General features: G+C 66.9%; 15 protein-coding genes and 1 tRNA gene. 11 read left to right on the top strand and 5 right to left on the bottom strand.

Going from position 1 to position 21,477, the window contains the following annotated elements; translation table 11 throughout:
- Positions 1–199 precede the first annotated feature (199 nt).
- Positions 200–871 (bottom strand): c-type cytochrome, encoded by a 672-nt coding sequence (locus DFR43_RS07775; protein ID WP_133597337.1) that lies wholly within the window; start codon positions 869–871, stop codon positions 200–202.
- A gap of 135 nt (positions 872–1,006) precedes the next feature.
- On the opposite strand from DFR43_RS07775, the gene DFR43_RS07770 reads away from it, so the two are divergent.
- The 5 genes from DFR43_RS07770 to DFR43_RS07745 all read left to right on the top strand — a co-directional run bounded on the left by DFR43_RS07770 (position 1,007) and on the right by DFR43_RS07745 (position 9,528).
- Positions 1,007–1,849 (top strand): AAA family ATPase, encoded by an 843-nt coding sequence (locus tag DFR43_RS07770; protein WP_133597335.1) that lies wholly within the window; start codon positions 1,007–1,009, stop codon positions 1,847–1,849.
- A 55-nt stretch (positions 1,850–1,904) separates the two neighbouring features.
- Complete coding sequence (locus tag DFR43_RS07765; RefSeq protein ID WP_133597333.1) at positions 1,905–3,092, top strand: vWA domain-containing protein; 1,188 nt, start codon at positions 1,905–1,907, stop codon at positions 3,090–3,092.
- Positions 3,092–4,900, top strand: coding sequence for an autotransporter assembly complex protein TamA (locus DFR43_RS07760; protein WP_133597331.1), 1,809 nt, complete (start codon positions 3,092–3,094; stop codon positions 4,898–4,900). Before DFR43_RS07765 ends, DFR43_RS07760 begins: the two co-directional genes overlap by 1 nt.
- Positions 4,901–4,902: 2 nt before the next feature.
- A complete protein-coding gene (locus tag DFR43_RS07755) occupies positions 4,903–9,030 on the top strand; it encodes a translocation/assembly module TamB domain-containing protein (protein WP_133597329.1) in 4,128 nt (1,375 codons plus the stop codon).
- Between the two features lie 423 nt (positions 9,031–9,453).
- Positions 9,454–9,528 (top strand) — tRNA-Arg (locus DFR43_RS07745).
- A gap of 10 nt (positions 9,529–9,538) precedes the next feature.
- Here DFR43_RS07745 and DFR43_RS07740 read toward each other — a convergent pair.
- Positions 9,539–11,182 (bottom strand): ABC transporter permease, encoded by a 1,644-nt coding sequence (locus DFR43_RS07740; RefSeq protein ID WP_164499713.1) that lies wholly within the window; start codon positions 11,180–11,182, stop codon positions 9,539–9,541.
- A 42-nt stretch (positions 11,183–11,224) separates the two neighbouring features.
- On the opposite strand from DFR43_RS07740, the gene DFR43_RS07735 reads away from it, so the two are divergent.
- The 6 genes from DFR43_RS07735 to DFR43_RS07710 all read left to right on the top strand — a co-directional run bounded on the left by DFR43_RS07735 (position 11,225) and on the right by DFR43_RS07710 (position 18,745).
- The gene (locus tag DFR43_RS07735; protein ID WP_133597325.1) at positions 11,225–12,334 is read left to right on the top strand and encodes an ABC transporter ATP-binding protein; all 1,110 of its coding nucleotides are present in this window, start codon (positions 11,225–11,227) and stop codon (positions 12,332–12,334) included.
- Between the two features lie 79 nt (positions 12,335–12,413).
- A complete protein-coding gene (locus DFR43_RS07730) occupies positions 12,414–14,714 on the top strand; it encodes an NADP-dependent malic enzyme (RefSeq protein WP_133597323.1) in 2,301 nt (766 codons plus the stop codon).
- A gap of 467 nt (positions 14,715–15,181) precedes the next feature.
- Positions 15,182–16,216, top strand: a complete 1,035-nt coding sequence (locus DFR43_RS07725; protein WP_133597321.1) for an ABC transporter substrate-binding protein — start codon at positions 15,182–15,184, stop codon at positions 16,214–16,216.
- Between the two features lie 67 nt (positions 16,217–16,283).
- Entirely contained in the window at positions 16,284–17,126 is an 843-nt protein-coding gene (locus DFR43_RS07720; RefSeq protein WP_133597319.1) for an ABC transporter ATP-binding protein, read from the top strand.
- A 13-nt stretch (positions 17,127–17,139) separates the two neighbouring features.
- Positions 17,140–17,907, top strand: coding sequence for an ABC transporter permease (locus DFR43_RS07715; RefSeq protein ID WP_133597317.1), 768 nt, complete (start codon positions 17,140–17,142; stop codon positions 17,905–17,907).
- Between the two features lie 7 nt (positions 17,908–17,914).
- The gene (locus DFR43_RS07710; protein WP_133597315.1) at positions 17,915–18,745 is read left to right on the top strand and encodes an urease accessory protein UreD; all 831 of its coding nucleotides are present in this window, start codon (positions 17,915–17,917) and stop codon (positions 18,743–18,745) included.
- Between the two features lie 8 nt (positions 18,746–18,753).
- Here the strand turns inward: DFR43_RS07710 and urtE are convergent, their stop codons facing one another.
- The 3 genes from urtE to urtC are packed head-to-tail and all read right to left on the bottom strand — an operon-like array spanning position 18,754 to position 21,475.
- Positions 18,754–19,458: an urea ABC transporter ATP-binding subunit UrtE gene (urtE, locus tag DFR43_RS07705; protein ID WP_133597377.1), complete on the bottom strand. Its 705-nt coding sequence runs from the start codon at positions 19,456–19,458 to the stop codon at positions 18,754–18,756.
- A gap of 2 nt (positions 19,459–19,460) precedes the next feature.
- The gene (urtD, locus tag DFR43_RS07700) at positions 19,461–20,336 is read right to left on the bottom strand and encodes an urea ABC transporter ATP-binding protein UrtD (protein WP_133597313.1); all 876 of its coding nucleotides are present in this window, start codon (positions 20,334–20,336) and stop codon (positions 19,461–19,463) included.
- On the bottom strand, positions 20,333–21,475 hold the full coding sequence (gene urtC / locus DFR43_RS07695; protein ID WP_133597311.1) for an urea ABC transporter permease subunit UrtC: 1,143 nt from the start codon (positions 21,473–21,475) through the stop codon (positions 20,333–20,335). The genes urtD and urtC overlap by 4 nt, the downstream gene beginning before the upstream one ends.
- Between the last annotated feature and the right edge of the window lie 2 nt (positions 21,476–21,477).

Below are 21,477 nucleotides of genomic sequence, written 5' to 3'. Positions count from 1 at the left end.
AGGGCTGCCAGGGGCTGGAAATGCGGATCCAGCCGGTTGAAAGCCGACGCAGGCAGAGCCTCGGCTGCTTCGATGGGCACTTTTTCAACGGCCTGCTAAGGCGCGGCAACGTGGGGAGGTTATCAGACGAGGCTTGGCACGCATGGTGCCATCCTAGCAGGTTGAAGTGAAACGGGAAAAACGTCCCGGGCGTGGCCGATCAGCGGCGGAAGCGTGGCTGGGGCCGGGTGGCCAGTTCACCCTCGATGGAGCCGAGGTAATTGGCCATCTGGCGCAGTTCCTGCAGCGAATACTGGGCCACGATGCCGCCCATGATGGGATTGCTGCGCCCGATGATCGGGTTACCCTGGACCTGGTAGGACTTCAGCGCCACATAGAGGTAGTCGGCATACTGGCCACCGATCTTGGGGTAGCTGGGGTCGATCGGGCTGCTGAAATTGGCCCCGTGGCAGGATGCGCAGGCACCGCGCTCCAACAAGGCCGCAACGATAGCGTTTGGTGCGCGGCTGGGCGCCTCGGGGGCTTTAACGTCGCCGTTGTGCTGGGCATAGAAGGCGGCCAGATCGGCGATGTCCTGCTCGCTGAGCGAACCGGCAATGCCGCGCATGGTGGGGTGCTTGCGGTCGCCTCGCTGGTAGGCCACCAGCGAGGCCGCGATGTACTGTGCCGTCTGCCCCGAAATCTTGGGCACCTTGTGAATTTCCGGGAAGCTGTTCTGGTAACCCGGAATACCGTGGCAGCCGATGCACATGGCTGCCTTGGATTCGCCGGCCTTCACATCACCCGTCACCTGCGCCTGGGCAGCCAGAGACAGCGCAACGGTCGCGCTTGCGACAACGGTTTTCAGCAAGGTGGACAACGGTTTGTTCATTTTGCAAGCACAATCAGAAGGACGTTTGACAAAAATCAACGCGCGATTATATAGACTCGTTCCAGTCACCAACCCCTTGAAAACCCTTGGCCGTATTCCGCCAGGCACCGGCCCCGACCTCATCATCCCAACGTCATGAAATTCACCGGCTCGCCCCACTACGTTGCCACACAGGACCTGATGCTCGCGGTCAACGCCGCCATCCAGCTCAAGCGCCCCTTGCTGGTCAAGGGCGAGCCGGGCACGGGCAAAACCATGCTGGCCGAAGAAGTGGCCCGCTCGCTGGGCATGCCGCTGCTGCAGTGGCACATCAAAAGCACCACCAAGGCGCAGCAAGGCTTGTATGAATACGACGCCGTCAGCCGCCTGCGCGACAGCCAACTGGGTGACGATCGCGTCAAAGACATTGCCAACTACATCGTCAAAGGCGTGCTGTGGCAGGCGTTCGAGGCCGAGCAGCCGGTGGCCCTGCTGATCGACGAGATCGACAAGGCCGACATCGAATTCCCCAACGACCTGCTGCGCGAGCTCGACCGCATGGAGTTTCATTGCTACGAGACACGCCAAACCATCCGCGCCCGCCACCGGCCGCTGGTGTTCATCACCTCCAACAACGAAAAAGAGCTGCCCGACGCCTTCCTGCGCCGCTGTTTCTTCCATTACATCAAGTTCCCGGACCCGGCCACGATGAAGCAGATCGTGGACGTGCATTTCCCGGGCCTGAAGGACGAATTACTGGCCGCGGCCATGAAAACCTTCTTCGACATCCGCAACCTGCCGGGGCTGAAAAAAAAGCCATCCACCAGCGAACTGCTGGACTGGCTCAAGCTGCTGATGGCCGAAGACATCCCCCTGCAAGCCCTGCACAGCCCGGACAACCAGGTGCGCGTGCCGCCGCTGGTGGGCGCTTTACTGAAAAACGAGCAGGACCTGACCCTGTTCGAGAAATTGGTGTTCATGAACCAGCGTCATCGATGAGCCGCCGTGCGCCACCGCCGACAGGGCGCTTGGCGCTGCCCACGGGAGCCCTGCCATGCTGATCGACTTCTTCTACACCCTGCGGGCCGCCAAGTTGCCAGTGTCGGTGAAGGAATACCTCACCTTGCTCGAAGCGCTGCAGGCCGATGTGGTGGGCCCACGCAACCCGGATGCCTGCACGCTGGACGACTTCTACCACCTGGCTCGCACCGTGCTGGTCAAGGACGAAAAGCACTTCGACAAATTCGACCGCGCCTTCGCCGCTTATTTCAAAGGCGTGGAGATGCTGGCCGATTTCACCCAAGAAATCCCTGCCGACTGGCTGCGCAAGGAAATGGAGCGGCTACTGTCTGACGAGCAGAAGGCCAACGCGCCCCGGATGGACTGGGACGAACTGATGGAGACCCTCAGAAAGCGGCTGCAGGAGCAAAAAGAGCGGCACGAAGGCGGCAGCAAGTGGATCGGCACCGGCGGCACCAGCCCGTTCGGGCATGGGGGCTACAACCCGCAAGGCATCCGCATCGGCGGCAAAGGGGGCGGCCGAAGCGCCGTGAAGGTGTGGGAACAGCGCAGCTACCGGGATTACGACGACACCCAGGAACTGGGCACCCGCAACATCAAGATGGCACTGCGCCGCCTGCGCAAATTTGCCCGCGAAGGCAGCGACCTGGAACTGGACCTGCCCGACACCATCCGCGCCACCGCCGCCAACGCCGGCTGGCTCGACATCCGCATGGTGCCCGAGCGGCACAACCACGTCAAAGTGCTGCTGCTCATGGACGTGGGCGGCACCATGGATGAGCACATCCAGCGGGTGGAGGAACTGTTTTCCGCGGCCAAGAACGAATTCAAGCACCTGGAGTTTTATTATTTCCACAACTGCGTCTATGACTATGTGTGGAAGAACAACCGCCGCCGCTACGCCGAAAAATTCGACACGTGGGAAGTGATCCGCAAGTACAACAAAGACTACAAGCTCATCTTCGTGGGCGATGCGACCATGAGCCCTTACGAAATCCTCCAACCCGGCGGCAGCGTGGAATACAACAACGAGGAAGCCGGCGCCGAGTGGCTGCAGCGCCTCACCCACGCCTTCCCGCACTACGTCTGGATCAACCCCGAGCCGCAAGGCATGTGGCAATACCGCCAGAGCATCGCCATCATCCAGCAGCTCATGGGCCAGCGTATGTATCCCCTGACCCTCAAAGGGCTGGAGGAGGCCATGCGGGTGCTGACGAAGTGATGGCAAGGCGTCGTCTGTCCTGGCGCTGGCTGGGCGCCTTCATCGCTTGGGCCTGGGCATGGATGCCGCCTGCGGCGCTGGCCGCTGACGAGGCACCCGTGTTCGACTTGACGATCGAGGCGCCCGCCCCGCTGGACGCCTTCCTGGCCCGGCATGCCGAACTGCAGCGCTTTCGCACCCTGCCGGACTTGAGCCGCAGCGAGCTGGACCGCCTGCTGAGCCAGACCCCGAAAAACCTGCGCGACCTGCTGGGGACCCAGGGCTATTTCTCCCCCACCGTGGACGTGCAGCTGCGCGATGCCGATGGGGCGCTGCCCCATGTGCACATCCGGGTGGAGCCCGGTCCGCCGACGCGCATCGCGCTGGTCCAGATCACCCTCGAGGGCGATGCCCGCGATGCCCCCGAAGCGGCTGCCCAGCGTCAGCGCCTGCAAGAGGAATGGGCCCTGCCCGTGGGGCAGACTTTCAGCCAGTCCGCCTGGGACACGGCCAAATCGCGCGCGCTGCGCACCCTGGCCGAACAGCGATACCCACGCGCCCGCCTGGTCAACAGCCTGGCCGACATCGTGCCGCCACAGCACGAGGCCAACCTCTATCTGGTGCTGGACTCCGGCCCGCCGCATTTCTTTGGGGATGTGGCGGTGGAAGGGGCGCAACGCTATGACGCCGACATGGCGCGTCGGCTGGTGCGGCTGGCCGGCGTGCGGCCGGGCGCCCCTTATGACGAAGCCGCGCTGCAAGCCGCTCAGCGACGGCTGACCGACAGCGGCTATTACCCCTCGGCCTTCGTGCTGCTGGCCCCGGAGGGCGACCCCCAGCATCACACCGTGCTGGCCCGCGTGCGCGAAGCGCCGCTGCAAAAGGTGGTCATCGGCGTGGGGGCCAGCACCGACCGAGGCGCCCGCTTCACCCTGGAGCATACCCACCATCGCCTCCCAGGACTGGGCTGGCGAGCGCTGTCGCGCCTGCAGGCCGAGCGGGATACGACCACCCTGGGGCTGGACCTGAGCACCCCCGTGGATGACAAAGGTTGGCGCTGGCTGACCGCCGGCGAACTGCAGCGGCAAACCGATGGCCCGCGCGTGACGAACAGCGAGCAATGGCGCATCGGACAAGCGCAAGACGGCCTGGCGCTGGACCGCAGTTATTTCCTGCAACTCGACCGGGCCCGCGTCCGCGACATGGGCATCCCCCAGCCCACGGCCACGGCGGTGAGCGCGAACTACGCCTGGACGCGCCGGGTCTTTGACGACCTCACCGCGCCCCAGCGCGGCTACGGGCTGGCGGTGGAATTGGGCGCCGGCGTGACGCTGTCGCAAGAGCGCCAACCCTATCTGCGCACCCGCGTGCGCTGGCTGGGCTACTGGCCCGTGGGCAGCGACTCGCCCCGGCCCAGCCGGCTCGCACTGCGGCTGGAAGGCGGCGCGGTGTGGTCGGCCCCAGACGCACCCGTGCCCGTGACCCAACGCTTCCTGGCCGGCGGCGACAACAGTGTGCGCGGCTACACGCAGCGCAGCATCGGCGTGCCACTTCCTTCCGGCGTGGTGGAAGCCGGCAAGCTGCTGAGCGTGGCCAGCCTGGAGTGGCAGCGCCCCCTCTGGCGCGACGGGGTCAAAACCCCATGGGAGAGCGTGGTGTTTCTCGACGCCGGGGCCGTGGCCAACCGCGCCGCCGACCTCAAGCCCCAGGTGGGCGTGGGTGCTGGCGTGCGCTACAACAGCCCGGTCGGACCGCTACAGGCCGACCTGGCCTACGGCGTGGACAGCAAGCGGCTGCGGCTGCACCTGAGCGTGGGGTTTGCCTTCTGACCATGCGCATGCACCCCGCCCCACCCCACGAACCGCCGCCCCAGCCTCCCGCCGGTCACCGCCCAGGCTGGGGGCGCCGCCTGGCCAGCGGGATCACGCGCCTCCTGGGTCTCTTGCTCTGGCTGGCTGGCGCCGGCTTTGCCCTGCTGGCCGCAGGGCTCGTCGCTGCCGTGCTTTGGGCCAGCACCCCGGCGGCCCTGCCCCAGACCTTGCGTTGGGCGCAAGACTGGCTCACCGACCCTGCCACGGGCACCTCCCCCTTGCAGGTCGAGGGCGCCCGGGGCAGCCTGACCGGCGGCGGGCGCATCGCCGCCCTGCGCTGGCAGAAGGATGGCCTGACCGTCGACATCGACGGCTTGACCCTGGCTTGGGAGCCGAGCCTGTGGCTGGCGGTACTGCTCGACCGCTCGCTGACCATCGAACGCCTGGCGGCCCAGCGCGTCCGGGTGCAGGACGAGCGTCCGCCCTCCCCCAACGATGCCCCCCTGGAGCCACCTCAGCGGCTCACCCTGCCCTGGCTGCGGGCCGTCACGCTGCCGCTGCAGGTCGAGGCATTCGCCTTCACCGGCCCTGCGGCGTTGGAAGGTGGCCCGCTGGTGGCGCACTACCGCTATGGCCCGCACAACGGCGTGCCCACCCACCACCTGCGCATCGATGAACTGCGCTGGGCCGATGGCCGCTACACCGCCCAGGCCGCCTTGCTCGCCCTGCAGCCGATGACGCTGGATGTGCGCCTGCAGGCCACCATCGAGACGCCCCCCACCCCCGAAGTGCCCGCGCAAACGCTGCGCTTGGAAGCCAGCGTGCAAGGCGACCTCGGGGGCGTCGAGGCCCTGTTGCGGGTACAGGCCGACGTGCAACCGGCGCCAGCAAGCCCCTCCCCCCCCAGCAGTTGGGCGCCCGAATTGCGCCTGCAAGCCATCGTACGCCCCTGGAACGACATGCCCCTGGAACGGGCCGATCTGCGGCTGCAAGACATCAACGTGGCCCAATTCTGGCCCCAAGGGCCACGAAGCCGGCTCTCCGGCCAATGGCAGGCCGTCCATCTGGAAACGCAAGCCCCTGAGGCAACCGCGTGGCGCTGGCAACTGCAAGGCCAACTGCGCAATGCCATGGCCCAGCCGTGGAACGACGGCGGCCTGCCGCTGGAGCAGCTCGATGCCCAGGTGGAACTGCGCCCGGACCGATGGATCGTCCACACCCTGCGCTGGCGCTTGGGCGAGAGCCGGCTGAATGCCACCGGCAACGTCCGCTGGCAGGTTGACGGGGCGGATCGCCCCTGGGCAGAACGCCTCGCCGTCGCCGAAGGCCGGCTGGATGTGCAGGCCCTCGACCCCCAGCGACTCTGGTCCACCTGGCCGGCCGCGCGGTTGGGCCTGACCGCGCAGGCCGATCACCGCGATCAACGCACCCGCTGGTCGCTGAATCTGCGGCCACAGGCTGGCACGGGGCCTCGCGCCCCAGACGCCGCCGCCCTGCCCACGGTGCAGGCCCAAGGGCAGTGGTCTGGCGCGCGGCTCGACATCGAGCGGCTCGATACCCAATGGCTGGACAGCCGCCTGCAGGCCAGCGGTCACCTCCATACCGCCGGGCCTTTGAACCTGCAGGCGTCGATGCGCTGGACGGCCCCCGGCTTGCAGCTCCAAGGGCAGCTCACCTGGCCCTGGCAAGGCCAGCCGCTGGACGCCGTGCTGGATGTGCCAGACGCCGAGCGCCTGCAACACTGGAGCCGCCGCGCCGTGCTGGCCATCCACGACTGGCTGCCTGCCCTCGACTTGCCCACACAAGCCGCCCCGCTGTGGCAGCACCGTTGGCAGGGGCAGGCCCGGGTAGAGGCCAATGCGACCGGGCCAGAGGGCCAGCCCCCATGGCCTGCGCAGTGGGCCCTGCAAATCCAGGCCCCTCGCCTGACCTTGACCCCCACGACCCCCGACGCTTCGCCGCAGGCCCCCCTTGCCGTCGAAGGCGTGCAGGCCCGCTTGCGTGGCCAAGCGCGCCAATGGCAAGCCGAATGGCAAGGCAAGGCCCGCATCGGCGCCAGCGACGGTGGCTGGTCGCTCGACGCCGCCGGGCGGCTCCAAGGCGTCTGGCCTGGGGAGACCGGCGCATCCGATCACCGCGTGCGCTGGGAAGCCACCCGGCTCCAAGCCCGGATGCCGGGGGCGCCGCTCGGGCTGCTCCTGGAGCTCGACCAGCCCGTGGACCTGGCCATTTCCGCTCAAGGCCACCTGAACGCCCAGGCCGGCGCGCTGCGGCTGACGCCACAGTGGACGGGCGCCCCCTCCCATACCTTCGCCACCCAGCCGGCACGCCTCGAATGGGAGGGCTTGCGCTGGGCCAACGGCCATCTGGACAGCCGCGGACGCATCGCCCCAGTGTCATTGAGCTGGATCAACGCCTGGATGGCTTCCCCCGACCGGCCTGACGGGCCACTGGCCGAGGCGGGTTTCAGCGGCGATTTGCAGTTCGAAGGCGTTTGGGACGTGTCATTGCCCTTGAGCGGCAACGCCCCGGGCACCGCGCCCGCGCGAGCGCGCCTCGAAGGACGCCACCTCAGCGGTGATCTGACCTACCTCTCCGGCAGTGGCACCGAATCGCAACGCACGCCGGTGGGGCTGGAAGCCCTGCAACTCGGCATCCAATGGCAAGGCCAGCAAGCCATGGCCCAGGCGCTGCTCGCCACCCGCCAGTTCGGCCGTGTGCAAGGGCGCCTGACCACCCAGCTCACGCCTCCTGAAGCGGCAGGTGAGGGCTGGCAATGGCGGCCCGATGCCCCCCTCGAAGGCGAGTTGCAAGCCCGCCTGACCCGCATGGCCCCCCTGTCGGCCTTTGCGCCACCGGGCTGGCGCATCGACGGCGAAGGCCAGGCCGATGCCCGCCTGTACGGCACCCGCGCCCAGCCCGAGTGGCAGGGCCGCATCGATCTGCGCCGGCTGGCCCTGCGCGCCGCGCTGGACGGCATCGACTTCAGCGACGGCGAGCTGGCGGCCCGCCTCGACGGGCACCAGATGCAGATCGAGCGCCTGCGCCTGCGGGGCGCCGGTGGCGCCGACGGTGGCGGCCTGTTGACCGGCGAGGGCCGCGCCAGCTGGCCGCGCCGCGCCGACGGCCCGCCCCGTCCCGACGTCAGGCTGACCCTGCAGGCCCAGAACCTGCGCCTGCTGGCCCGCGCCGACCGCCGACTCGTCCTCTCCGGCCAAATCGACAGCCGCCTGAGCGAAGCCCTGCTCGACCTGCGGGGCCGCCTCGATGTCGATCAGGCCCTGTTCCTGCTGCCCGACGAAACCACCCCCAGCCTGGGCAGCGACGTCGTCATCCGCGGCAGCTCCATGCCCGTTCCCCTGAGCGCGCGCCTGCCCTTCCAAGTGCGGCTGCGCGCGGAAGTCCATCTGGGTGAACGCTTCGAGGTACGCGGCCTCGGCCTGCAAACCGCCTTGCGCGGCCGGCTGCTGGCCGAAGCCCAGCCCGGCCAGCTCACGCCCACCCTCACCGGCGAAGTGCAAACCGTCCGCGGCACCTACCGCGCCTACGGGCAGCGGCTCAACATCGAGCAGGGGCTGGTGCGGTTCAACGGCCCCTACGACAACCCCAGCCTCGATATCCTGGCCCTGCGGCCGCACCCCACCCAGAAAGTGGGCGTGGAAATCAGCGGCACGGCGCAAGCGCCCAGGGTGCGCCTGTACGCCGACCCCGACCTGCCCGACAGCGAAAAGCTGGCCTGGCTGGTGCTTGGCCGGCCGGCCAGTGGCGCCGGGGCCGAAGCGGCCATCCTGCAACAGGCCGCGCTGGCCTTGTTGAGCAGCGGCTCCACCGACGACACCCCCTTCGCCCAGCGCCTGGGCCTGGACGACTTGAGCTTCCAGGGCGAAGCCATCAACCCCGACGGCAGCACCACCGCCGCCGCCCTCACCCTGGGCAAGCGCCTGACCGATCAACTCTACGTCAGCTACTCGCGCAGCGTGGTCGGCGCCGTGGGCACCGTGGCCGTGTTCCTGGACCTCTCGCGCTACCTGAGGCTGCGCGCCCAAGCTGGCGACGACAACGCCATCGACCTCATCTTCACCCACAGCTTCGACGGCCCAGGCGCGCCCCGTACCGCCCCAGGAACCACCCCGGGCACCGCCCCATAGCCGCCATCGGGGCAACCAGCCTGCCTAACCCAGGTTGTCCATGGCAGCAACGGGTTGTGCCACGGATGCTGCGCACGGCTTGGCATGTTAACCAGCGGCACATGCCCGATTGAGCGCCAAGAGCCGCTGGAGGATGGCGTCGCCGGCTATGCACGAGGCGACGACCCGGCGACGCTCGTCTCCCGGGCCGATGCGGCGCTGTATGCGGCCAAGGCCGCGGGGCGAAACCGGGTCGAGCGCGGCCATCGCGGCCCACAGGAGCCTGGGTAATGCCTGCCCTGTCCGCGCACTGGCGGCTTGCACGCGTCCACCGACAACGTCTTGCGATAGACTACATGCCCTCGGCCACGCATAGGCATCATCCATGCATCGTCCAGCGTCTCAGAGGAAACGCCGGCACATTGCAGCGCCACGCACCAGGAACCCGCCGTAGTTCAATGGATAGAACGGCCGCCTCCTAAGCGGCAAATACAGGTTCGATTCCTGTCGGGGGGGCCAGTCCACTCGATCATGCTTTGCTGCGCAGCGTGCGGCTGAGCAAGATCACCGGAATCAGCCCGACGAGCACCAGCGTCAAGGCCGGCAGGGCCGCTTCGCCCAGGCGTTCGTCGCGGGCGAGCTGGTAAGTCACCACGGCCAGGGTGTCGCTGTTGAAGGGACGCAGCACCAGGGTGGCGGGCAATTCCTTCATCACGTCCACGAACACCAGCAGGGCGGCCGCCATGATGGAGCGTCGCAGCAGCGGCCAGTGCACCTGTGTCATCAGGCCGAGACCCGTGACGCCCAACATGCGCGCCGAGTCGTCGAAGCTGGCGGGAATGCGCGCATAGCCGCTCTGCACCGACTGCAGCGCCACCGCCGTGAACCGCACCAGATACGCCCAGACGATGCCCAGCACCGTGGCCGTGACCCAATAGCCCACGCTGCTGTGGGGCGCGACCGTCTGCACCCAACCCACCGGCAGCAGCAAGCCCACCACGATGACGGCACCCGGCACGGCATACCCCAGTCCCACCACCCGGTTGACGCCGTGGGTGAGCCAGCCGGGCTGGCGCCTCTGGGCAAAGGCCAGCACCAGCGCCGCCAGCGTGGCCAGCGCTGCAGCCAGACCGGCCAGCCACAGGCTGTTGCGCGCCCACTGCGCGAAGGACCGCCAGGGCAACTCCTCCCAACCGCCGATGAGCGGGCGCAGCATGAACACCACCGGCAGCACGAAGCCCAACAGCACGGGCAGGCCGCACACGGCCCAGGCGCCCCAACGGGCCGCTCCGCGCAAGCGCACTGGCTGCGCCTCGGCGCTGTGCGCCCGCCCGCCGCGCGTCGTGGCAAAGCGCATGCGGCGCTGGGCGCGGTGCTCCAGCCACAGCAGCGCGGCCACGGTCAGCAGCAGCAGCGTGGCCAACTGGGCCGCGGCCGTGCGGTTGTCCATCACCAACCAGGCTTTGTAGATGCCGGCGGTGAACGTCTGGATGCCAAAATAGCTTGCCACGCCAAAGTCGGCCAGCGTCTCCATGAGGGCCAGCGCCACCCCGGCGGCCACGGCCGGCCGCGCCAACGGCAAAGCCACTTCGCGAATGCGCCTGGACAGCGGAGCACCCAACAGGCGGGCCGCCTCCATGAGTTGCGTGGCCCGCTCGCTCAGGGCCGTTCGCGCCAGCAGGTACACATAGGGATAGAGGGTGAACGTGAACACCCAGGCCGCCCCCCAGACGTTGCGGATTTCGGGAAACACCCTGCCACGCCAGTCAAACGTCTCGCGCAGAAACACCTGCAACGGGCCGGAGAACTGCAAAAAATCGGTGTAGGCATAGGCCACCACATAAGCCGGCATGGCCAAGGGCAGCAGCAGCGCCCATTCGAACACACGCCGCCCGGGAAAGTCGAACAGCGTCACCGCGCAGGCGGTGGCCATGCCCACCGCCGCCACCGCCACGGCCACCACCCCGCACAACAGCAAACTGGTGCGCACATAGTGGGGCAGCACGGTCTCGGCCATCTGGCGCAGCACGTCCAGCGCCTCGGCATCGAACTGCAGCCAGGAAACAGCCAGCGCCAGCACCGGCAACGCCAGCAAGGCGGCAAACAGCAACATGGCCGCCTGGACCAGCAACGCCCCCAGACGGGCCCCAATGCGGGAAAGGTTTTGATTCATGTCAACGTGAATGAGAATGGTCATTATCTACAATGACGGCTTATGTTCCTGACCGTTTCCCACTTGTCCGTCCATTATCCAGGCGCGGCCCAGCCCGCTGTGCGGGACGTTTCGCTCGGGCTCAATGCCGGCGACATCGGCGTGCTGATCGGCCCGTCCGGATGCGGCAAGACGACCCTGCTGCGGGCCGTGGCCGGTCTGGAAAAAGCCAGCGGCGGCCAGATCACGCTCGGCGGCGACGAGGTCAGCAGCCCAGGCCGGCATGTGCCACCCGAGCAACGCCGCATCGGCATGGTGTTTCAGGACTATGCGCTGTTTCCCCACCTGAGCGTGGAGCAGAACGTGGCGTTCGGCATCCGGCACTTGGCCGCCGCCGCGCGCCGCCAGCGGGTGCAGGAGGTGCTGGCCCTGGTGGGGCTGGACGGCATGCAGTCACGTTATCCGCACGAGCTCTCGGGCGGGCAGCAGCAACGGGTGGCGCTGGCCCGCGCCTTGGCTCCCAGCCCTCGCCTGCTGCTGCTGGACGAGCCCTTTTCCAACCTCGACGTGGACCTGCGCGAACGCCTGGCGCACGAAATCCGGGGCATCCTGAAAGCCGCGGGCGCCACGGCCTTGTTCGTCACGCACGACCAGTTGGAGGCATTTGCCATCGGTGATGTGATTGGCGTCATGCATCAGGGCTCGCTGCACCAGTGGGAAGATGCCTACGCGCTGTACCACCGCCCGGCCACGCGCTTCGTGGCGGAGTTCATCGGGCATGGGGTGTTCACCCCGGCGCAGATTCTGATGAACGGCCAAGACGTGGTGGTGCAAACCCCGCTGGGCCCTTTGCAGGACGTGGAGGAATGCCCACTGCCCAGCGCCTACGAGGCCGGCCTGTGCGACGTGCTGCTGCGGGCCGACGACATCCTGCACGACGACGACTCCCCGGTCAAGGCACGCATCGTGCGCAAAGCCTTTCGCGGCTCCGAATTCCTCTACACCCTGCGGCTGGCCAGTGGCGAGACGGTGATGGTGCACGTGCCTTCGCACCACAACCACGAAATCGGCGAGTGGATCGGCATTCGGGCCGCGGTGGATCATGTGGTCACGTTCGAGCGCGGCTCGGGGGCCAGCGCCCCGCCGGCGCCGGGCATGCGGCTCAACGCCTGAAGCCGTCTGAGGGCGCTACACTGGCACCTACCCTGTGAGAGCCTGCAGGGTGTTTCCACGAAGAGCCCGAAAGACGACCATGACCCCCGCTGAACAAGCCCTGCGCGATGCCGCGCTCGAATACCACCGCACACCCCACAAAGGCAAAATCTCGGTCCAGCCGACCAAGCCGCTGTCCAACCAGCGCGACCTCTCACTGGCCTACTCGCCCGGGGTGGCCTACCCCTGCCTCGCCATCCAGGCCGACCCGACCCAGGCCGCCGAGTACACCAGCCGTGGCAACCTGGTCGGCGTGGTGACCAACGGCACAGCCGTGCTCGGTCTGGGCGACATCGGCCCGCTGGCTGGCAAGCCGGTGATGGAGGGCAAAGGCTGCCTGTTCAAGAAATTCGCCGGCATCGACGTGTTCGACATCGAGCTCGCCGAAAAAGACCCCGACAAGCTGGTGGACATCATTGCCGCGCTGGAACCCACGCTGGGCGGCATCAACCTGGAAGACATCAAGGCGCCGGAGTGCTTCTACATCGAGCGCAAGCTGCGCGAGCGCATGAACATCCCGGTCTTCCACGACGACCAGCACGGCACGGCCATCATTTCTTCGGCTGCGCTGCTCAACGGGCTGGAACTGGTGGGCAAAGACATCCGGCAGGTCAAGGTGGCCGTCTCGGGCGCCGGGGCGGCGGCCATCGCCTGCCTCGACGTGATGGTCGGCCTGGGCGTGCAAGTGGCCAACATCCTGGTGTGTGACTCCAAGGGCGTGATCCACAGCGAGCGCGAGGACGCCAAGGCCGGCAAGCTCGATGCGTCCAAGCAGCGCTATTGCCAGACCACCGATGCCCGCACCCTGGCCGATGCGGTGCGCGGCGCCGACGTGTTCCTCGGCTGCTCCGCCCCCGGCGTGTTGACGGTGGAGATGGTCAAGACCATGGCCGATCGGCCCATCATTCTGGCGCTGGCCAATCCGGAACCGGAAATCCGCCCCGAGCTGGCCAAGGCCGCGCGGCCCGACTGCATCATCGCCACCGGCCGCTCGGACTATCCGAACCAGGTCAACAACGTGCTGTGCTTCCCGTACATCTTCCGGGGCGCGCTGGACTGTGGCGCCACCAAGATCACCGAGGAAATGAAGCTGGCCTGCGTGCGGCAGATTGCCGAACTGGCCAAGGCCGACATCAGCGAAGAAGTGGCCAGCGCCTACGTGGGGCAGGAGCTGACGTTTGGGCCGGATTACATCATCCCCAAGCCGTTTGACTCGCGCCTGATCCTGAAGATCGCCCCCGCCGTGGCGAAGGCGGCGGCCGATTCGGGCGTGGCCACGCGCCCCATTGCCGACATGGAGGCCTACAAGGAAAGCCTGGGCCGCTTCGTGTACCAGACCGGCATCCTGATGCGCCCCATCTTCAACATCGCCAAGGCGGTGCCCGATGCCCAAAAGCGCGTGGCCTACGCCGACGGCGAAGACGAGCGGGCGCTGCGAGCCGCTCAAATGGCCATCGATGACCACCTGGCCCGACCGATCCTGATTGGCCGGCCGGCGGTGATTGCCGCCCGCATCGAGAAAGCCGGCCTGCGCATGCGCCTGGGCGTGGACGTGGAAAACGTCAACCCCGAAGACGACCCGCGCTTCCGCCAGTATTGGGAGCACTACCACCAGCTGATGAAACGCAACGGCGCCACCCCCGAAGTGGCCAAGGCCGCCGTGCGCCGCTCCAACACCATCATCGGCTCGCTCATGCTCAGCCTGGGCGATGCCGACGCGCTGATCTGCGGCCTGGTGGGCACCTACACCACCCACCTGGAGCGCATCGACAGCATCCTGGGCAAGAAACCGGGCGCCAACAACTACGCCGCCGTCAACGCCCTCATGACCCCGCAGGGCCCACTGTTCATCGCGGACACCTACGTCAACGAGGACCCAAGCGCCGAGCAGCTGGCCGAAATCGCCTGGATGGCGGCCCAGGAAGTGCAGCGCTTCGGCATTCCGCCGAAAGTGGCGTTTTTGTCGCACAGCAGCTTCGGCTCCTCCAAACGCGCCTCGGCGCGCAAGATGCGCGAGGCGCGCGACCTGTTCGTGGCGCGGCACCCGGGCATCGAATGCGATGGCGAGCTCCACGGCGACGCCGCCCTGCAGCCCGAAATCCGCGAACGCTACCTCGGTGACAGCACCCTCAGCGGCGCGGCCAACCTGCTGATCTGCCCCAATCTGGATGCGGCCAACATCCTCTACAACGTGCTCAAGACCACCACCAGCGGGGGCGTGACCGTGGGCCCCATGCTGATGGGCGTCAACGGCACGGCTTACATCCTGACCCCGGCGGCCACGGTGCGACGCGTGCTGAACATGACGGCGCTGGCGGCCGCCTGCCAAGCCGTGGCCTGATCCGGCTCCAACGGCCCACCAGCCAACCGCCAGCCCCGAAAAGGCTGGCGGTTTTTCCATTCAGGGTTATCCCGGTAACGACTCCCCCTAGCGGTGCCCATAATTTGTATACAAATTTTGTGCACCAGATTACCCCGCCATGATGCCCAAGTCGCTCAGCGAACGCGCTTCTATGCTCCCTGAAAACGGCACGGCATCAGGGTTATCCATGAGTGTTCGCGGGGGAAAGAAGCGGCAGCCATGCGTCCTTTTCATGCACACTTCCAGTGCGCCGATGCACCAAGGCGTCGCATGTCGGAAAGCGGGAGTCTGGGCCAAGGAGCGCTCATGCGATGGCTTAAACCTTTTGTATACAGCCTTGTGTTCAAAAAAACGGTCGCCGACCCGCTTCTGGCATCGATCTTGCTGCATGGACAACAGCCTGGCGAAGGCCGTGTCGTTTCACCCTGTCCACCCAAGGAGTTCACATGAACAAGCGTCGTTTCCTGCAAGCCACCGCCGCGCTGGCTGCCGCCCTGACCGTCGGCGCCCCTGCCCATGCGCAGACGCCGATCCGATTCCAGCTCGACTGGCGCTTTGAAGGGCCATCGGCGCTGTTCCTGCACCCGGCGGCCAAAGGCTATTTCCGCGATGCCGGCCTGAATGTGACGATCGATTCGGGCAACGGCTCCAGCGGCACCGTGACCCGGGTGGCCTCGGGCACCTACGACATGGGCCTGGCGGATCTGGCGGCCTTGATGGAGTTCCACGCCAACAACCCCGACGCGCCGAACAAGCCGGTGGCGGTGATGATGGTCTACAACAACACCCCGGCTTCGGTGCTGGCGCTCAAGAAAAGCGGCATCCGCACGCCGGCCGATCTGAATGGCAAAAAGCTGGGCGCGCCCGTCTTTGACGCCGGCCGCAAGGCTTGGCCCATTTTCGAGAAGGCCAACAACGTCTCGGGCGTGACCTGGACCTCCATGGACCCGCCGCTGCGGGAAACCATGCTGGTGCGGGGCGACGTCGATGCCATCACCGGCTTTTCTTTCACGTCGCTGCTCAACCTGGAAGCCCGTGGCGTCAAGCCGGAAGACGTGGTCATCATGCCTTTTGCCGAGCATGGCGTGAAGCTGTACGGCAATGTGATCATCGCCACGCCGAAGCTCATCCAGGAAAACCCGGCGGCCGTGACCGCTTTCCTCAAGGCTTTTGCCAAAGGCGCCAAGGAAGTGATGGCCAACCCCGCCATGGGCATCGAATCCGTCAAGGCCCGCGACGGCATCATCAACGTGGCGCTGGAAACCCGCCGCCTGCAGTTGGCCATCGACTCCGTGATCGCCAGCCCCGACGCCCGCCGCGAAGGCTTTGGCCAGATCAACCCCGCACGCCTGAGCCTGATGGCCAGCCAGGTGTCCGACGCTTTTGGCACCCGCACCCGCGTGGACCCGAACGCGGTCTGGAACGGCTCCATGCTGCCGCCGGCGGCAGAGCTCAACATCCTGCCGCCGGCCAAGCGCTGAAGCCGCGGCCACATTGTGCTGGGCCGGCCTCCCTGCCGGGAGGGTCGGCCTTTTTTCAGGAGCATGCATGAGCGATACGGCAACGACCCCGTCGGCTGGACAGCCTTTCGTCGAATTCGATCAGGTCTGGCTGGCCTATAACGAGGATCTGCTGGCCAAGAACATCTTTGCGGTGGAGGACATCAACCTTCGGGTGAGCAAGGGCGAGTTCATCGCCATCGTGGGGCCCTCGGGTTGCGGCAAGTCCACCTTCATGAAGCTGACCACCGGCCTGAAGATGCCGAGCAAAGGCCGCATCACCATCGATGGCCAACCCGTCACCGGGCCGCTGAAGATTTCGGGCATGGCGTTTCAGGCCCCCTCTCTGCTGCCTTGGCGCACGACGTTGGACAACGTGCTGCTGCCCCTGGAAATCGTGGAGCCTTACCGCAGCCAGTTCAAGGACCGCCGCAAGGAATTCGAGGAACGGGCCAGCCGGCTGCTGGCCAGCGTGGGGTTGGGCGGCATGGAGAAAAAATTCCCGTGGGAGTTGTCGGGCGGGATGCAGCAGCGTGCCAGCATCTGCCGGGCCCTGATTCACGAACCCAAGATGCTGCTGCTCGACGAGCCGTTCGGCGCGCTGGACGCCTTCACGCGCGAGGAGCTGTGGTGCATCCTGCGCGATTTGTGGGAGGCCCAGCGCTTCAACGTGATCTTGGTGACGCACGACCTGCGCGAGAGCGTGTTCCTGGCCGACACGGTGTACTGCATGAGCAAGAGCCCGGGGCGCTTCGTGGTGCGCCGCGAAATTCCCATCCCGCGCACCCGGGACCTGGAAGTGACCTACACCCGGGAATTTACCGACATCGTGCACGAACTGCGCGGCCACATCGGCGCCATGCGCAAGGCCGGCGCCCCCATCAACCAGTGATGAGCTTTCTGCCATGAAACGCAAACACATCGAGCGCTGGTCCCCGCTGATTCTGCTGTTGATCATCATCGTCGTCTGGGAAGCCATCACGAAGGGGTTTGGCGTCTCCGAGTTCATCTTCCCCAGCCCGTCGCGCATCTGGGAGCAGACCCTGGAGCACCGAACCGTTATCCTGGGGCATGCCTGGCGCACCTTCTGGGTGACGATGGCCGGCTTTGGCATCGCCATCGTGGTGGGCGTGCTGCTGGGCTTTTTGATTGGGAGCTCGCGCATCGCCTATGCCGCGCTGTATCCGCTGATGACGGCGTTCAACGCCCTGCCCAAGGCGGCGTTCGTGCCCATTCTGGTGGTGTGGTTCGGCATCGGCATCGGCCCGGCCATCCTCACGGCCTTCCTCATCAGCTTCTTCCCCATCATGGTCAACATCGCCACCGGCCTGGCCACGCTGGAGCCCGAGTTGGAGGACGTGCTGCGCGTGCTGGGCGCGCGGCGCTGGGACGTGCTGACCAAGGTGGGGCTGCCGCGGTCTCTGCCCTACTTCTTTGGTTCGCTCAAGGTGGCCATCACGCTGGCGTTCGTGGGCACCACCGTCTCGGAAATGACGGCATCCAACGAAGGCATCGGCTACTTGCTCATTGCGGCCGGCTCCTCCATGCAAATGGGCCTGGCCTTCAGCGGCCTGCTGGTGGTGGGCATCATGGCCATGCTGATGTACGAGCTGTTCAGCTGGATCGAGAAGCACACCACGGCCTGGGCGCATCGGGGCAGCCAAGCCGCTTGACCCCATCATGCCCTGGGAAGCCCATCTGCACCTGCATTACACACGGCAAGCCGCCGCCACGGTGGCGCATCACCGCCATCATGGCCCGCTGCGCCTGTTCCACAGCCTGTATCCGGAAGGCCCGGGCATTTGCCACAACGTGATCGTCCACCCCCCCGGTGGGCTGGTGGAGGGCGACACGCTGCACGTGGCGGTGGAGGCCGACACGGGCACCCACGGGCTGGTCTCCACCCCGGGGGCGACGCGCTTCTACCGCTGCGACGGCGCGCCGGCCACCCAGCAGGTGCGCATCCGGCTGGAGCCCGGCGCCCGGCTGGAATGGGTGCCGCTGGAGACCATTGCCTATCCTGGCTGCCAGGCCCACAACACGGTGGACGTGCAACTGGCGGAAGGGGCCGAGTGGCTGGCCTGGGACGTGACGGCCCTCGGATTGCCGGGCTCCGGCCAACCTTTCGACCGCGGTTGCCTGCACCAGCGGCTGTGCATCGAGGGCCACTGGCTGGAGCAGGGCCGGTTGGACGCCGCGGATGCACGCCTGCTCGACAGCCCCTTGGGCTTGGGCGGCCACCGCTGCCTGGGCACGTTGGTGCTGGCCAGCGGCACGCCATGGAGCCGCGAGCGGCGGGAGCGCCTGTTGGATGCGGTGCGCGCCGTCCTGCCCGACGACCTGACCCCCCTGCCTGCCGGCGCCACCTGCCCCAACGACCATGTGCTGGTGCTGCGGGTGCTCGGCCCGCTGGTGGAGCCGGTGATGGCTCTGGTGCAACAGGGCTGGGCGGCGCTGCGGCAAGCGGCATGGGGTCTGCCGGGGCAACCCGCAAGGATCTGGCGGGTTTGAGCCGGTCTTCAGATCGCCACGAGTTGGCGGATCCCGCGGGCCTGCATCTCGGCGCCAGGGCCACTGGCCACCACCTCGCCGCGTTCCATCACCAGGTAGTGATCGGCCAGTTCTTCGGCAAAGTCGTAATACTGCTCGACCAGCACGATCGCCATGGGCTGGCCATCCAGCCCTTCTCGGGCCAGTTTCCGCAACACCCGGCCAATGTCTTTGATGATGCTGGGCTGGATGCCTTCGGTCGGTTCGTCGAGCACCAGCAGCCGGGGACTGGATGCCAGGGCACGGGCAATCGCCAGCTGCTGCTGCTGCCCGCCGGAGAGGTCACCACCGCGGCGACTCAGCATCTGCCTGAGCACCGGAAAAAGTTCATAAAGCTGAGCCGGCATGGGCGTTCCCGCCTTCTGCGTGGCCTGGCCCATGAGCAGGTTTTCATGCACGGTCAGGCGGGCAAAGATTTCCCGGCCCTGCGGCACATAGCCGATGCCGGCACGGGCGCGCTCGTAGGGGCTGGCCTGGGTGATGGGCCGGCCCTCGAACACGATCTGTCCGCTGCGCACCGGCACCAGCCCCATCAGGGCTTTGAGCAGCGTGGTCTTGCCCACGCCGTTGCGCCCCAGCACCACGGTGATCTCGCCCGCCCGGGCCTGCAGGCTGACCCCACGCAGGATGTGCGAGCCGCCGTAGTACTGGTGGATCTGGTCGATTTGCAACATCCTCATCTTCCCAGGTAAACCTCGATCACGCGCTCATCGGCCTGCACCTGGTCAAGCGTGCCCTCGGCCAGCACCGAGCCGTCGCACAGCACCGTCACCTTCTCGCTGATGGCGCGGATGAAATGCATGTCGTGCTCCACCACCATCAGGCTGTGCTTGCCCTTGAGGCTCAGGAACAGCTCGGCGGTGCGGGCGGTTTCCTCGTCGGTCATGCCAGCGACGGGTTCGTCCAGCAGCAAGAGCTTGGGCTCTTGCATCAGCAGCATGCCGATTTCCAGCCACTGCTTCTGGCCGTGGCTCAGGTCGCCGGCACGGCGGGTCACCGCGTCTTTGAGGTGGATGGTGTGCAGCACCTCGGCCAGGCGATCTTTCTGCTCGCCGTTGAGCGCAAAGCGCAGGCTGGGCCAGACCCGCTTGTCGGTGGCCAGGGCCAGCTCCAGGTTCTCGAACACGCTCAGTTCCTCGAACACCGTGGGCTTCTGGAACTTGCGCCCGATGCCCAGCGCGGCGATTTCGGGCTCGCTGTAGCGCAGCAGGTCGATCGTGGCGCCGAAGAACACGGTGCCGCTGTCGGGCCGCGTCTTGCCGGTGATGATGTCCATCATGGTCGTCTTGCCAGCGCCGTTGGGGCCGATGATGCAGCGCAGTTCGCCCGGGGCGATGTCGAGGTTGAGCCCGTTGATGGCCTTGAAGCCGTCGAAGCTGACGTGCACGTCCTCCAGATACAGGATGCGCCCGTGCGTGGTGTCCACCTCGCCCGCTTTGAGTGGGCGCGAGAACGACGCGCTGCGCCCCCCCGCTTCGGTCTGCCCGCTGGGCTGCCAGCCACGCGCACGCGCCAGGCGCTGCGCGCCGGCTTCCATCAGGTCGGGGGTCATGCCGCGCCTCCTGCCTGGCCACGCCAGCGCCGCAGCGCCGCCCGGGCCAAGCCCACCACGCCTTGCGGCATGAACAGCGTGACGGCGATGAACAACCCCCCGAGGAAATACAGCCAGTATTCGGGAAAGTGGACCGTCAGCACGCTCTTGGCGCCGTTGACGACGAACGCCCCGATGATCGGGCCGATCAGGGTGGCCCGCCCGCCCACGGCGGTCCAGATGGCGATCTCGATGCTGTTGGCCGGGCTCATCTCACTGGGGTTGATGATGCCGACCTGCGGCACGTAAAGCGCCCCGGCCACCCCGCACATCACCGCCGAAATCACCCAGATGGTGAGCTTGTAGGGCAGCGGGTTGTAGCCGCAGAACATGACGCGGCTTTCGGCGTCGCGAACCGCCTGCAGCACCCGGCCAAACTTGGACTGCACCAGCCAGCGCGCCCACAGGTAAAAGCCCAGCAGCGTGAGCCCGGTGAGCACGAACAGCGCCATGCGCATCTCGGCCGTGGCCAGCGGCAGGCCCAGGATGCGCTTGAAGTCGGTGAAGCCGTTGTTGCCGCCGAAACCGGTTTCGTTGCGGAAGAACAGCAACATGGCGGCGAACGTCAGCGCCTGCGTGATGATGGAAAAGTACACGCCCTTGATGCGCGAGCGAAAGGCAAAGTAGCCGAACACAAAGGCCAGCCCACCGGGCACCAGCACGATCAGCAGCAACGTGGCAATGAAGCTGTCGCTCAATGCCCAGTGCCACGGCAGTTCCTTCCAGTCCAGAAACACCATGAAGTCGGGCAGGTCGCTGCCGTACACGCCGTCGGTGCCGATCTGGCGCATCAGGTACATGCCCATCACGTAGCCGCCCAAGGCAAAGAACAGGCCGTGGCCCAGGCTCAGAATGCCGGTGTAGCCCCAGATCAGGTCCATGGCCAAGGCACAGATGGCGTAGCACATGATCTTGCCCAGCAGACCGATCATGTAGTCGCTCAGGTGAAACGGGCTGCCCGCGGGCACCCACAGGTTGAGCGCCGGGGCCACCGCGCACACCACCAGCAGGGCCACGAGGATGGTGCCCCAGCCGGATCGGGTGAGCAGCGGCCCCCGGGCAGGCCACGGCACGGGAGAGGAGGCGGTCGTCGCAGTCATGA

Source organism: Tepidicella xavieri (genome assembly GCF_004363315.1).
GTDB lineage: Bacteria > Pseudomonadota > Gammaproteobacteria > Burkholderiales > Burkholderiaceae_C > Tepidicella > Tepidicella xavieri.
This window is presented reverse-complemented; position numbering and strand designations above follow the sequence as displayed.